We start from the raw sequence: 13463 nt of genomic DNA on the forward strand, positions 1-13463 counted from the left end.
GGAGCTTAATTTTTAGGTTCTTCAAATACACCATGACCCTTCATCGTACCACCACCCAACGGTAATCTTCCTTCTTTGAGATCTGTCAATGCAGCCTCCCATGCCTCTCGCACTAAAAAGTCTTTTAGTGCTTCTTCTTTGACAAGAATTTTCAATTCAAAAGGTTTTTCTGTGGTCACAGTTACCTCATTGAATAATGCTCCATTGAAAGCGCCCCCCGTAAATCGATCGATTTTCACGTGATTGAAAAGTTTCTCCTCCACTTCATTTTTACTTAAATAAACATCCTGAATAATCACATTCCCCCTCGCCGATGCATTATTTTCCTCATCAGTAAAACCAAACAATTGCCTTACTGCAGGATTATCCTCTCCCACACTGATCGCCTCATTAAGTTTTTTCTTAAGGGAATTCAATTCCTTTTGAAGCTCTCCTTTTTTAGCTTCAAATTGCTGATAAGCTAAAGACTGCTCATCACTATAAGCCGTAAATACCCTATTCGCTTCTGTACTGATTTCAGTGGACGTACCGTTCGTTAACAGATTCGTGATATCTCGCTCTTGGGTAATTGTCTTTTTCATTTCCTCTTTCCACTGATCAATATCCTCCTGAAACTTCTTTTTATGCTCCTGAATACGATTCAATATTCCCTTTTGGTCGGCAAAAATCTCTGCTTTCATATTGTAGTGGTAAGCTACTCTATGCGATAGGGCACCTTTAACGCTCGTAGATGGTAGAAGTACAAAAGGCTCCTCCTTCAACTTTGGGTATCCTTCCGTATAAGAAAATTTCTTCTCCGTTTTATACTGTTTATCAATAGGTCTACCCTCATAATCTTGCTTAGGAATATCAATACCTGCTGTTATAAAGAAATCTCTTGCTTTTAACTGAATATTCTGATTGACCCACCCTTCTAAAGCGATTTCCTTATTACCCTCATAATCTTTAGCATTTTTTAATCCTTGATTTAGATTTGGAGTATACTGTAACCATTCTTCCAGCTCACCAGAATTACGCAAGTCAAGTACTTTAGTATATTGCTTCAATATATTCACTTGGCCTTTCCCGTTACGTGTTCCTCCTCCAAGAACAAACGCCTGAGAGTTGATCAAAGCCATTAACTTATTCCAAAATATATCATCTTCAGAGTTACCTTGCAGGCTTAATTCAAACCTAAACCGAGCACCAGCTGGAAGAATTTCCTCATCGTACTTTGCCTTATCTTCGGCTATTCCTTTATGATTAATCCTAACATGATCTCTCTCCATGATCACTGTCATATCAGACAAGTAATCCCTTTGTCTCATATACTCCTCTACAGTTTGAACTACCTCATTATCTTTGCCGATCAAGTAAGCATTCGAAACCATCAAGCGAGCCCCAAATCCATCATCGCTCAAATCGTCATCTCTCAGTCCATCATTTCTACCTGTTCTTCCAAAAATTTCATCGGTAGCGTCCCCTTCTCCACAAAGACTTCTCAATATTCCTGTGATAGAAGTACCCAAGATACCCGGTAATCCAAACGCATCCCTATAAATCAATTGATCAGAGACCCAATTTTTTTCACCACTGCGTGTAGTCAAAGGGGTAGTGGTTTCCATATCTACCCTTGCTATATATCGAATATTATATATCAGTTCACTCATACGTTTTGTTCTTTTTTAGCCATTTCTGCAGATAGGTATTTCACAAAATCAAGTACTTCCTGCCCCTCAAACTCCTTATTCTTATAAAGATCTATAATTGCCCCTTCTAGAATATATCCTCTTTGCTTTTCTCTCCATTTGTGCTCATTCACTCCATGCTTAGTATATCCAAAATCAGGGTTTTTAGCATCTCCAAACATATACTTATAAAAATCATCGAGCTTACTAAACTGCTGTGCCATTCTACGTACTTGTCCCCATTGTGACTTTCCAAGTCCCTTATAATTATTAAAATATTTCGCCACAAAACCTGCAGCTTCCTGTTCAATACTGAGCTTTTCGTCCTTCTTCTTCGCTAAAGAAGTCACCCAGTTCACCAAAGAAGACTCTTGGTGCCCAATCTTCTCTACGACCTTCTCTAACTCTTGCTTTTCAAACGAATAGATTAATTTCCCATTCTCTACCTCAAGAAAAGATGGATTATACAACACATCTCCCAGCCCTTCACTTAAATAGCATCCAATACCTGATAATGCTTTTTCGTTGGTTACCTCAGCATTGACCTCACAGCACCAAACAGATCCTTTTTCAATCACAGGCCTTTGAGTTTCCTTCGTATTTCTTTTGGCATTCCACAAAGTATACGTTCTATTTCGCAACTGTGACTTTTCCAAAATCACCTTACTCCCCTTTGGTAACCCCAAATCTTCAGCCTTAGGCTGTAAAGTAGGATTTCCCCACTCATCCATAAAAGCACAATCACTTTCTGCATATACCCAAACTTGCTTCTCCTTAATTTGAACTGGCTCAGAACTTAGCTGTTGCGCTTCCTGAAAATCGATGGAAATCAAACCATATTGAGCTGTTCTAGACCTTCCAACGGTATGTACCCCTTGCAGTACCTGCTTGACTTCCTCCAAGAGTTCCTTATTGGATCCGGCAACATCAAAAACCCACTTTGTTCCCTTCGGTAAAGCATGGTAGCCATACATTTTGCTATCCTCAGATTTACGCTTTTCATCATTATAAGCAGACTTAATACTAAACCTCTGCTTTGGAGTGATTATTTTCCCTGATGTCATTGATACATAACCTTTACGCACCTGTTTGAGCTGACCACCTCTCACCTTATCATTCAGCACTTCTTTTTCCCGCTCTTTACTCATCGTCACAGGGATATAAATATCCTGAAACTCTTCAGCATTTTTGGGCGTAGCCCAGACAAAAGGTACCGGCAATGATTTTTCGCTATCCACTAAAGGGTAGGCATTACCAAAACGTATGGAACCATCATGAAAAAGTGCCATTGTTTTTTCCTCACTACTCTCGTCATACAGCTTACTTGCTGTAATACCCAGAAATTTCACTCCTGGTATATAATCAAGACTTTGATGAAAACCTTCTGTAGCATTGACGCTATTCAAAACCACATCAGACTCCAGTTTACATACAAATCTATATTTCCACATCGTCATTTCTTTTTGCTGTTAGTTTTTGAGTTTAAATTCACATCTACCTAGACCACGGTGGCGATTTGCTCCCAGCAGTTTTACTCCTCTCAGACAGTCATGCAAAAACTCCCTTACAAGCTCTTTCTCTTGCTCCACATAAATAACCCCTTCCAACTTTAGAGGAACTGTTACTTCCATCACTCTTAAAGAACCTTCTTTGGCCACTCCTGTTGACTTATCAATCGCTGTAGAAGCTATATTTCTGTACAAATAAGTCTCTTTTCCTTTTAGTGCTTTTTGTTCAGACTTAGGCAAGCTAGCATCAGTAAAAAAGACTTTTCCTTGTTTCCCAGTCACTCCTTTATCCTTATTTTCACCTGCACCAAACACCCAAGTAAGTAACTCATCTGAATACTTTCCCAAAGCACACAAACGTTCCCCCTCAGTCCTTAACAAACCTTTCGTCGTTCTACCCGGCAGAAAAGGCAAACCATTACTATCTTTCAAACACGTACTATCACTTTCCATACCTGCTGAAAGGCCACTTCCTGCATGCCAGTCAGCATAAAACTGTATATCGTATGTTATTTTTCCCATAAGTATTACTATTTAGAAACAGCGTTGAGTGTCAGTGCATCATGAATTCTACCAACCATTTGTGAAAAGGCATCAGGGTTAGATTCAGGAACATTTAGATTTAAAGGCTCTACAGCCTTGGAGTGCACAGATTTTATTCTATTCAAATGCTGAGCTGCTACCGTTTTATTGACATATAGTTCCCCTATCCATTGACGTAATGGAGAGGAAGGGGCATTCTTAGTTCTCAGGTTCTTCAAACTTTTATTTAGTTCAAAAACGGTATGCCACCCATCTTGCTCCTCAAGAAAATAAGGTCCTCCCACGAATGGGTGACTTTTTTCATTACCATTTTCATCTATACTGATAAAGTACTGAGAGGTCAGTTCATCCCTTACAAGAGTGGTAAAATCTTCAACAAAGCTTGCCTGTACCCTATGAAACATAATACTCGATGGAGGAAGTTGTTGACTCCCTTTTACTATTCCCTTGGATTCTTTTTTTGCTTTTTTACAAAGTGCCTCTGCGAGATTCACCCCGTAATGTATAGGGTAATTGTATTTAATGTAGGATATACCTGTACAAATGGTAAGGCCTTCTTTGAGTAATTCTTTTGCCTGTTCATTTTCAATGGCTCCCATATACTTACGTGTCATTTCTTCAAATTTCTTAGAAAACAACTCCGCAAACTCAAATGCCTTAGCAGCTCGAATAATTACAGTAAGATCGTCTCCTCCCAATATTACAGGAACAATATCCTTAGGGGTTAATTCCATACTCCTAACGACATGTAACGCAGCCTCTTCAGTCGCTTTGTCTAAACCCTGCGAAAATTCACGCATTACTCTACTAAATGCGCTCCCCTTTATTTCCTTTTCCTGAAGAGACATAATTAATTGCCCCAATCCATTTCCATCTGCATGAATTACTGCAATCCAACCTGTTCTTTCATTCGATGTCAAGTGTTTTAACTCCAAATCTTTCAACTCATGAAACTGAGCATCCACCACTTCTTCTCCAAATATTTTTGTATACAATCTATGCTTAGCTCCTTTTCCCTCCTTATCGTATCTTCCTTCTGTCACTTTTCTTTTTTGACTTGCTGCCTCTCCCACCACTTCATTTTTCACATACTCTACCCCAGCTTGTCCTGTCTTACGACTTCGATCCATGAGCATGGATGCGGGTGTCGCCTGTACCACAGCCTTATTTCTTGCTTGCTGTAATTTCTTTTCTAAATCGTAAAAATGATCTTCCGTTAAAGACTCTTTAACCTCTACAACCGCTTGTGTCAAACTCACTCCTAGTGCATGATTCCTCACCACCAACGGAAACTCCTTCACAAACTTTCTACACTCCTCCTCACTCTCAAAAAGGTATTTTATGGCCCCTGCAGCCATCTGAAACACATTAGAGTCACCTTCCAAGGACTTCCCCAATTGCTTCTCAAAAAGTGTCGTACAAATCTGCTCTACCAACTCACTTCCCCCTATAATCTCCTTGAGCTTATTGGTTTCAAAAATAAACGACTGTATGCCATTGACACTGGCACCATATAAGTATTTCGCCATTGATTTATATAGGTTTTAATTGTAGTTTCTAAGTTATTTTTTCACCTCTGTCACCGTCCCAAAACCAAATCCCGTCTTTCCTCCTAATCCCAAATAATTAGGCAAGAACACATTGGTCTTAAAGGTGGCATTGAAAGCCATCAGCTTTTGTCCTTTAAACCGTAAGTGAACAGGCTTGAAGTCGAGTATTTTACACTCAATCTGCTTGTCGATGTCCCAACCAATACCCTTGGCCATAGAGAGTATATTTCCTATAAGTTTCTTTTCCAGGAAAGCGGCTTGCTCTACCATCCCCTCTAGCTTGCGGTACTCGGTATAGTTTTTCTGACTTAGGGCTAACCAGTTGTTTACCCTATAGGTAAACTGCTTGTCCCATACCTGCATGGTGAATTGCTTCATATCCAGCTCTTCGATCTTCATGTCCAGGGTACGGCCTGAGATCTCAAAGGACCAGTCACTATTCTCAAAAAAGCGGTGGATCTCGTCTACTCCCTCCCCTACGCAGATGATGCTAGGATGATTGCGTATGCGCTTATACTGTATGAGAGGATACGCATACCGTAGGGTATGATCGTCGATATGGTTGTGGAATAATAAGCTATGGGACGCCTTAGCGGCTACACCTCCCCGAAATGCGGGAATCTCGTGAAAGCGGATCTCGTCTCCAAAGCGGACTTTTAGTAGTTTCAGTTTCTGCATTGCTGTCAACAGCTGCTTCTCCCGTTCGTATACGATCGTATAGGCTCGTTCGTTATAAATCAGTTACAGGGCGATACTATGGGCATAGGAAATTGAAAAGCAGCCTATTATTTATTAAAAAGTAAATTGATAATCATTGGTCAACGGCATTGCTAGACAATGCACACCACAATATAAAGGATAAGTTGAATAATTCACTCGAATAGTACTATTTATTATATTTTTTTTCATTTTACACCTTTATAGATTGTAAATAAGGAAGATTCTAAGAATATTCACTTCTATAAAAACCTTTTATCGATACAATCGTAAACAACCTATGCGCAACCTATCTGCACTCAAAAAAAATCTTTGATTATAGCTTTCAACCCATGCAATTATTTATTGACTCCTATGGTGCTTTCCTGGGAACAAGAGACGGTATGTTTTTTATAAAATCGGATAGCCAAACCTCCGTACTCCCCGCCCGTAAGATCCACGCGATCTACCTGACGAAAGGAGTATCCGTCAGTACCAATGCCTTAGCGATGGCGATCAAAGAAGGGGTGCCTGTAATGCTCATTGACGGCATTGGCCGACCTATCGGTCAGGTATGGAGTGGGCAGTTCGGCAGTGTGGCGACGATCCGAAAAAACCAAGCTTTCTTCACAACCCATAGGGATGGATTAAAATGGGTAGTAGACGTCATTGCCATGAAAGTGCAGCAACAGATTGGTTTTGCTTATCAGGTAGGATTTGCCACTCCAGAGGTAGGAGAAAAAGTAGAAAAGATGATTCGACCCGCTGAGGATATCCTCCAAAAACTCAAGCAATGGTCGATTCCCAAGGAAGCTACCCAAGAGGAATTATCTGCCATGAAAGCCACCTTAAGGGGATGGGAAGGGAGCGCCTCCCGGGCTTACTTCAAGGTACTTGCGGCCTGTATGCCGGAGTACTACCGATTTTCTGGAAGGGGCAAACGCCCTGCCAAAGATCCTTTTAACTGTGCCTTGAATTACCTCTATGGAATGCTCTACAATATGGTAGAACTTGCACAGATGCAAGCGGGTATCGATCCCTATGTTGGCGTACTGCATGCCGAGGAACACAACCGTCCGGCGATGGTATTTGATTGTATTGAGCTGTACCGAGTATGGGCAGAGAATGTGGCCGTCCGCCTTTGCAAGGGACATATTCTCAAGCCTCATCACTTTATGGAAAAAGAGGGGGGAATATGGCTCGCTCCAGAAGGCAAACCGGTGGTTGTACACGCTTTCGATGATTTTTTGGAGGAACGTATTGATTATAAAGACCGACAATTTAAGCGCATTACCGCCATGAGTGCCGATATGGTCCGGCTGGCCTCTTATTTAAAGAAATGGCGGCTTTGAAGCGAAGGAAACGGAGAGGCGCAATGATTAACTGACAGTTGAGGCGGCTTGCGCCGCTAGTTGAGCGCTTCGCTGTTGAGTAGCCCTTCGGGCTGTTGAGAAAGAGCAGTACTGCAAAATCTCAACGAGCGAAGTATATCTCAACGGAGCGAAGCTCCACTCAACAGCGAAGCGCTCAACCAGCGGCGCAAGCCGCCTCAACTGTCGGTTATTTATTCATGCACCCATACGAAGAGAAGAACTTAAACTATATAAATATGAGAAAGTGGATTCTATTTTTTTTATTGATGGGCTTCCTTCAGGTAGGACAAGCTCAGTACATTATGCCAATCCCGGAAGATTCTGTAGATTATGAAGATGGTTTTGATCCAGAAGAGCTGGAGCGCATCCTTCGCACCTCTTCTGATCCGGAAAGCCGGGGAACTGCCCGTCGGGACAACACACAACCACCGGATGGTGATCGCATCGGTTGTATTTGCATGGACGGGAGTAAGCAGGATATGCGTGGGCGTGGAGCCTGTAGTGGCTACGGAGGGGTACGCTTCTGGCTTTATGAATTGTTTGACCACCCGGATAGTGTGGTACTCTATGCCACCAAGCGGCATCGGGAGCATCCGGAGGCTTTGGATAAAAGAGAGCTAATGGCCTTGAGTAGCTATCAGGAGAGAAATGTACCTGCCAAGTCTACAACGATTACTCCTTGGTACGGACAAAGCGAGCAGGCTTATATGCTGACCTTGGTGGTCGTTACCTTCTTTTTGGCGGTGACCCTGATGGTGATTATTCGGATTCTTTTTCGAAATCCGTAGGGGCGCGATTATTAAGTTTGAATAATTAACCGTCATAAATATAACTCTTGGCTAAAGCGATTGGCCAAGAGTATATTCCCCTTTCCTTTGTGAGCCCTATATAGGAAAGCATCTCTGAATTTTTTCTATTTAAGCTATCTAAAACCTCTTGTACCTTATATTTGAATGATATAAAATCATTGGCAAAATGGTTATTATTCACTATTGCTTGATTTAGCCATTTCCAGCATTTTTCAATGGGATTGAGCCAAGGAGAATATGTTGGTAACAAGACTAATTGTATTGGAAGATCACACATCTTTTCATATTTCTTTTTAGGTATAATACGTGACCAACTTTTGGGTAAAATAATTCTCTCTTGATACTTCTGAGGAACCAGCGCAGCTAATACATCAGGATGAAAGTGAATAGGCCAATTATCTTGAACTAAGTAAATTTCTCGATTAGGGTTTTGCTCCACCAAATTTTGCAGAAAAGCAATATAGCGTGGAACTGAGACTTTAGAGCTTACCATACTAAAGAATTGTCCAGTAAAAGCATTAATAGCTGCATTGATTCTAAACTGCTTCTGTTTGGTATAAGGTAACTCTACACGTCTTTGATATTCCCCATTCTGTTCGTATTCACAATGTAAAGGAGCAATGTTGGTTACAGTATGCTCATCCTGAAAGAAGATAAGTCTTCGCTCCGGGTGATATTGTGCTAGATTAACTTGTATACTTTTCAGTTTAGCTTCATACTCCAAATCACGACTGTGCAAATAGTAACGAGCTCTTTTGTAGTGTATTCCAAATCGATCAAGAAGCTTACTCAATCCACTGACTGATAAGGATACTGTGAAATGACAAGCTTGTTTTATCCCCTTTAATGTCCAGCAACTGCTGTTTATACCAAAACTTTCAGGGTAAGCATGAACAGTATGCAGTAATTCTCCTTTAACCTTCTCTTCATTTAGAGGGGAAAAAAGAAGGCTTTCGCCCTCTTCCTTCTTTCATATATAATCCATCTATTCCTAAAGCTTGATAAGCATGAATCCACTCCAATACCGTATGAGTACGACGGTGGCGCAATAAACCTTTCGATGCTATATAAGTACAGCTTAACCCTTCATTTACTTTTAATACGGCACTCGCCCTTTCTCTTAAATAGGGTTTTTCACTGTGGAATAATAGATGCTGTAAATCTTTTATTTCCGATTTGGAAAGTTTTAATTCAATTTGTTTACCCATAATTATATCGACGATGTTTATAGATATAACAAATTGTGTCGGTTAATTATTCAACCTTAATAATCGCGCCCCTACGGGAATGAAACATTATTTTACTATGCATTATTTTATTTGTTACGACATTTCCAACAATGGGCTGCGTACCCGCCTTTACAAAAAACTACTCGCCAAAGGATGTGACCCTGTCCAGAAGTCCATCTTACTGGCGGCTGATTTTGCACCTAAAGAAATCAAGGAGCTCAAAACCATTGTCAAGGAAATTATGGATGGAAGCAAGGCTCCTCAGGACAGTGTTATGGTCATTCCGGTAAGTAAAGAGCATTACGATAAGATTGACTTGTTTAATAGTAGTGCCGGATACCAAAAAGTACGGCAAGAGAAAAAAAGTAAGTTCTTTTAAAACTAATGCGCAAAAAGACCGCACACTTAGTGCTTTAGTTTGTGATCAACAGAAGGGAAATACCCTGAAAACATCTTTGAAACCACAAACTAATCGTTCCTATGAGCATATTAGAAAAAATCTTACAATATGGCCCAGCCCTTAACGACCTCCTGGAGAAGGGCAATCAACTGCTAGAGCAGGCTGAAAATATGCCAAAAATGGAATCTCCGGCCCCTCCTACAGTGACGGTAAAAGTCTTAACCTTTGAGATTATCAAAGAGGCCGTCATTACCCATGGTCCAGACACCTTTAACCTTGTGGCTTTGGTACGAAATGATACCGAAAAAGAGGTCGCTACTGTCCCAACCGAAAACACCCCCTCCCCACTGCTTTTTTCTTTGGTCTTTATGGATGAAAAGCAGCGAATTATTGCTAAAAAAGGCCTTGTGTCTATTGTGGCCGAAACCTTGGACCCTTTTGTGGAACAGGCTATGCAAGATAAAAATGTCCTTATTCTAAAATAACCCCTTTTCTAATTATTCCTTCCTGCTTCACTCATGTGATATTCCATTATTTGGGATGTAACAAATGATTTGCGTAGGTGGGGGTGCGATGAATCGCACCCCTACGGAATATAAATGTACTTAATTATGATCGATGCAATACTTCGCATGCTTCGTCGCGTGTGGTCTAAAATCAAGTCTTTCTTTACCCGTCTATTTCTTTTCGGAATCCATGTTACCCAATACTTCAAAGACATTTGGTACAGAGTACAAATGGAACAAAACCATGAAGACCTTATTGCAGTAGCCATCAAGAATAATGATTTTGCTACGACAGATATTGGATTAGGTGGTATTACCAACGTCGTTTATGACACTAAGAGTAATGAAATACTCGAGCAGTACAGCCAACACACGGAATGTCAAGAGCTGGATCAGGTAACCAAAAATCAATTCCAAGGTAAACAAGTATTAATCCTTAAATAATATCAAAAGCCATTATGTATCCTTTACCGCTACTTATGTTCTTCCTTCCCATCTTAGGCGCTTTATTCTTTGCAGGTGCTGCGGCATTCTTATTTATTGCCTATCTCGAAAAAAGAAAGGCCCGTGAGATTGCTATGAATAAAAAGCGTCTCGCCAATGAAATCCGAGTCGCTTACCAAGACCCCTCCAAGCACAATGTGGTTAATATTGGACTATACGACCAAAAAACTCAGTCCATGAGGGATGTCACTACCGTAGAGAGCGATGAGGTAGAAGATCAATTTTCCAAAGAACTGAAAAGAAAAGATGTTGTAGTATTTTAAGCATGCTATGATTACCTACTTCTTTATCCCCCAATTAAAAATAGAATCCCTATGGAAGCATTACAATTATTCAAGAATACCTACCAAGACATTCATATACGAGAAACATCGCAGAGCTTTACGGTAGAAAGCACTCATGGACTAAAAAAGTACACCGTAGCGCAAACGATCCTTTTCCATGATGATACCCTTAACGAAACAGAGGTCAGCAACTTACGCTCCTGCCTAAGTTTACTCCAAGAGCCTCATACCATTGCCGTATCCCGCAAAAGCTCTACACTAAAGGCTTTAACCGTTCATATTCCTGACAGCCCTATTACTTCAGCTGTCACACCTTGGTACACGATGGACCAACTAATACTGCCGGAAGCATTACAGCAAGACCTACAAGATGCACTAGGGATGATTTTCCATCACAAAAAGGTTTATGAAGAATGGGGGCTAGCCTCTTTGGACCCAAAACCGAGTTTGATTCTCAACTTTCATGGTCCTTCCGGTACAGGAAAAACCATGAGTGCGCACGCCATTGCTCATGCCTTGGACAAGAAAATACTACTCATCAACTATTCAGAGATAGCCTCCAAATACGTAGGAGAATCCTCCAAGAACCTGGAAGCAGCGTTCCAGATGGCCAAGGCTCAAGATGCCGTACTCTTCTTTGATGAGGCTGACTCCTTCTTGGGTAAGCGCATTGAAAATGTACAGGGCAGTGCAGACCAATCGGCTAATGCACTTAGAAACCAGATGCTCATGCTCCTGGAACAGTTTCAGGGAGTCGTTCTTTTTGCAACCAATCTGGTCCATAGCTATGACAAGGCACTTTCTTCCCGTATTCTCAAGCATCTAAAGTTTGAAGTTCCCGACCTCCCTGCTCGTCAGCGCATCCTCCAGCGCATGTTGCCAAAACAAGCACCTATCGATCGGGCCTTATTTGAGGAAGAGATTGCCCCACTACTAGCTCAAGAAAGCGATGGGTTTTCGGGCAGAGACCTCAAAAATGCCATTCGATGGACTTTCTACATTGCCGCTAACAATGAAAAAAACACGCTAGATAAAGCTACCTTCATAGAAGGTTTCCAAAAGGCAGCCCAACAAAAAAAGGACTTGGAGCAAAGTGGCAGAAGTAAAGCCAGTCCTCAACTTCAAGCTGCCATAAAGCAGCAACTATCAGAACAATCATCATCTACAATAAACTGATAGGCTCCCTTGCGGTGACGCAAGGGCCTACATTACCCTATTTTAAGTGAAAAATATTTTTTGTAAACAGGCTCTGATCGATAAGTCTAAAAGTCGTATTATTCAACTGGTTAGCAGATTGTTTGAAACCTCTATTTTTCGTAACTTAGGAGACGAAACAAGGCATTAAAGGACTTTATGAAATACCACGCAACTGACATATTGACAGAGAAAAAACATATAACTTTTTTAAGAAAAAATTTACACCTTAATAAAAAACATTTACTTTTGATATCACTAGTCGCTTTTTCAGAGCAATGCTCTCCGAAAGGATAATCCATTAGAACAAGGATTGCGACCAGCAGAAGGTGCAACCTTTACAGGTGCGACTTTACCTCCGAAAGGATAATCCATTAGAACAAGGATTGCGACTCTAATCTGTTATTCATGATTTTTACAGTTTGCTTCTCCGAAAGGATAATCCATTAGAACAAGGATTGCGACTTAAAACAAGGGAACTATGGAAACATAAGTAATAGGCTCCGAAAGGATAATCCATTAGAACAAGGATTGCGACCATATTTGATCACAAAACACAGGAGTATATTGCTTCTCCGAAAGGATAATCCATTAGAACAAGGATTGCGACTCTGTTAAGAACTTTGCTGTTGTGCTTTTTCCTGATCCTCCGAAAGGATAATCCATTAGAACAAGGATTGCGACAGTTTACGTTTAAGCTTTTCATAGTTTTTTAGATTAACTCCGAAAGGATAATCCATTAGAACAAGGATTGCGACAATGTAGTCCTCACCACTGTCATTAGATGATGTTTGTCTCCGAAAGGATAATCCATTAGAACAAGGATTGCGACTAATAGTAAAGGGGCACACGCTTGCCCCCACATCATCTCCGAAAGGATAATCCATTAGAACAAGGATTGCGACACCTTGGGCGACTACTCGATGGTAGTCGCTGTCCTCTCCGAAAGGATAATCCATTAGAACAAGGATTGCGACGTATGAAGGTCATAACGACCCTCACTCATCCACCAGACTCCGAAAGGATAATCCATTAGAACAAGGATTGCGACAGAATGGGCTATTCGTAGGAAATCAAGACAATACTGCTCCGAAAGGATAATCCATTAGAACAAGGATTGCGACTCTATTTCCTCGCATCTAGTGACACGACCGAATACGCTCCGAAAGGATAATCCATTAGAACAAGGATTGCGACCCC

14 protein-coding genes and 1 CRISPR repeat array (1 of these 15 running past the window's edge) are annotated in these 13463 nt (G+C 41.0%); of the genes, 7 read left to right on the forward strand and 7 right to left on the reverse strand.

Annotated features, from left to right (window positions below):
• Positions 1-5: 5 nt before the first annotated feature.
• From ABD985_RS06720 to ABD985_RS06740, 5 genes are read right to left on the reverse strand one after another with little or no spacing between them, the layout of a single operon-like run.
• Entirely contained in the window at positions 6-1649 is a 1644-nt protein-coding gene (locus ABD985_RS06720) for an RAMP superfamily CRISPR-associated protein (RefSeq protein WP_345370302.1), read from the reverse strand.
• Complete coding sequence (locus ABD985_RS06725; RefSeq protein ID WP_345370304.1) at positions 1646-3118, reverse strand: hypothetical protein; 1473 nt, start codon at positions 3116-3118, stop codon at positions 1646-1648. Before ABD985_RS06725 ends, ABD985_RS06720 begins: the two co-directional genes overlap by 4 nt.
• A gap of 18 nt (positions 3119-3136) precedes the next feature.
• Positions 3137-3697, reverse strand: coding sequence for an RAMP superfamily CRISPR-associated protein (locus tag ABD985_RS06730; RefSeq protein WP_345370306.1), 561 nt, complete (start codon positions 3695-3697; stop codon positions 3137-3139).
• A gap of 8 nt (positions 3698-3705) precedes the next feature.
• Positions 3706-5247 carry a Cas10/Cmr2 second palm domain-containing protein gene (locus tag ABD985_RS06735; protein ID WP_345370307.1) on the reverse strand — a complete coding sequence of 514 codons (1542 nt, stop codon included), beginning with the start codon at positions 5245-5247 and terminating at the stop codon, positions 3706-3708.
• A gap of 33 nt (positions 5248-5280) precedes the next feature.
• Positions 5281-5946, reverse strand: coding sequence for a CRISPR-associated endonuclease Cas6 (locus ABD985_RS06740; RefSeq protein ID WP_345370308.1), 666 nt, complete (start codon positions 5944-5946; stop codon positions 5281-5283).
• Positions 5947-6317: 371 nt separating this feature from the next.
• Between ABD985_RS06740 and cas1 the strand changes: the two genes are divergently transcribed.
• The gene (gene cas1 / locus ABD985_RS06745) at positions 6318-7316 is read left to right on the forward strand and encodes a CRISPR-associated endonuclease Cas1 (protein WP_345370309.1); all 999 of its coding nucleotides are present in this window, start codon (positions 6318-6320) and stop codon (positions 7314-7316) included.
• Between the two features lie 257 nt (positions 7317-7573).
• A complete protein-coding gene (locus ABD985_RS06750) occupies positions 7574-8125 on the forward strand; it encodes a hypothetical protein (RefSeq protein ID WP_345370311.1) in 552 nt (183 codons plus the stop codon).
• Between the two features lie 25 nt (positions 8126-8150).
• On the opposite strand, the gene ABD985_RS06755 is transcribed toward ABD985_RS06750, so the two are convergent.
• On the reverse strand, positions 8151-9050 hold the full coding sequence (locus ABD985_RS06755) for an IS630 family transposase (RefSeq protein ID WP_345370373.1): 900 nt from the start codon (positions 9048-9050) through the stop codon (positions 8151-8153).
• 22 nt (positions 9051-9072) lie between these two features.
• Complete coding sequence (locus ABD985_RS06760) at positions 9073-9354, reverse strand: COG3415 family protein (RefSeq protein WP_345370313.1); 282 nt, start codon at positions 9352-9354, stop codon at positions 9073-9075.
• A gap of 97 nt (positions 9355-9451) precedes the next feature.
• Between ABD985_RS06760 and ABD985_RS06765 the strand changes: the two genes are divergently transcribed.
• The 5 genes from ABD985_RS06765 to ABD985_RS06785 all read left to right on the forward strand — a co-directional run bounded on the left by ABD985_RS06765 (position 9452) and on the right by ABD985_RS06785 (position 12245).
• Positions 9452-9754: a CRISPR-associated endonuclease Cas2 gene (locus ABD985_RS06765; RefSeq protein ID WP_345370315.1), complete on the forward strand. Its 303-nt coding sequence runs from the start codon at positions 9452-9454 to the stop codon at positions 9752-9754.
• Between the two features lie 101 nt (positions 9755-9855).
• The gene (locus tag ABD985_RS06770; RefSeq protein WP_345370317.1) at positions 9856-10260 is read left to right on the forward strand and encodes a hypothetical protein; all 405 of its coding nucleotides are present in this window, start codon (positions 9856-9858) and stop codon (positions 10258-10260) included.
• Positions 10261-10386: 126 nt separating this feature from the next.
• Positions 10387-10725, forward strand: a complete 339-nt coding sequence (locus ABD985_RS06775; RefSeq protein WP_345370319.1) for a hypothetical protein — start codon at positions 10387-10389, stop codon at positions 10723-10725.
• Positions 10726-10739: 14 nt separating this feature from the next.
• The gene (locus ABD985_RS06780; protein ID WP_345370320.1) at positions 10740-11048 is read left to right on the forward strand and encodes a hypothetical protein; all 309 of its coding nucleotides are present in this window, start codon (positions 10740-10742) and stop codon (positions 11046-11048) included.
• Between the two features lie 51 nt (positions 11049-11099).
• Positions 11100-12245 carry an ATP-binding protein gene (locus ABD985_RS06785; protein WP_345370321.1) on the forward strand — a complete coding sequence of 382 codons (1146 nt, stop codon included), beginning with the start codon at positions 11100-11102 and terminating at the stop codon, positions 12243-12245.
• Positions 12246-12546: 301 nt separating this feature from the next.
• Positions 12547-13463: direct repeats of the CRISPR family, unit length 37 nt; unit sequence CTCCGAAAGGATAATCCATTAGAACAAGGATTGCGAC (it continues 17533 nt past the right edge of the window).

It is taken from the genome of Algivirga pacifica (genome assembly GCF_039543525.1).
Taxonomy (GTDB): Bacteria; Bacteroidota; Bacteroidia; order Cytophagales; family Flammeovirgaceae; genus Algivirga; species Algivirga pacifica.

Bases quoted from the DNA above. Each gene is read 5' to 3' on its own strand.
- ABD985_RS06720 (WP_345370302.1), bottom strand. From the start codon at position 1,649: ATGAGTGAACTGATATATAATATTCGATATATAGCAAGGGTAGATATG.
- ABD985_RS06725 (WP_345370304.1), bottom strand. From the start codon at position 3,118: ATGTGGAAATATAGATTTGTATGTAAACTGGAGTCTGATGTGGTTTTG.
- ABD985_RS06730 (WP_345370306.1), bottom strand. From the start codon at position 3,697: ATGGGAAAAATAACATACGATATACAGTTTTATGCTGACTGGCATGCA.
- ABD985_RS06735 (WP_345370307.1), bottom strand. From the start codon at position 5,247: ATGGCGAAATACTTATATGGTGCCAGTGTCAATGGCATACAGTCGTTT.
- ABD985_RS06740 (WP_345370308.1), bottom strand. From the start codon at position 5,946: ATGCAGAAACTGAAACTACTAAAAGTCCGCTTTGGAGACGAGATCCGC.
- cas1 (WP_345370309.1), top strand. From the start codon at position 6,318: ATGCAATTATTTATTGACTCCTATGGTGCTTTCCTGGGAACAAGAGAC.
- ABD985_RS06750 (WP_345370311.1), top strand. From the start codon at position 7,574: ATGAGAAAGTGGATTCTATTTTTTTTATTGATGGGCTTCCTTCAGGTA.
- ABD985_RS06760 (WP_345370313.1), bottom strand. From the start codon at position 9,354: ATGGGTAAACAAATTGAATTAAAACTTTCCAAATCGGAAATAAAAGAT.
- ABD985_RS06765 (WP_345370315.1), top strand. From the start codon at position 9,452: ATGCATTATTTTATTTGTTACGACATTTCCAACAATGGGCTGCGTACC.
- ABD985_RS06770 (WP_345370317.1), top strand. From the start codon at position 9,856: ATGAGCATATTAGAAAAAATCTTACAATATGGCCCAGCCCTTAACGAC.
- ABD985_RS06775 (WP_345370319.1), top strand. From the start codon at position 10,387: ATGATCGATGCAATACTTCGCATGCTTCGTCGCGTGTGGTCTAAAATC.
- ABD985_RS06780 (WP_345370320.1), top strand. From the start codon at position 10,740: ATGTATCCTTTACCGCTACTTATGTTCTTCCTTCCCATCTTAGGCGCT.
- ABD985_RS06785 (WP_345370321.1), top strand. From the start codon at position 11,100: ATGGAAGCATTACAATTATTCAAGAATACCTACCAAGACATTCATATA.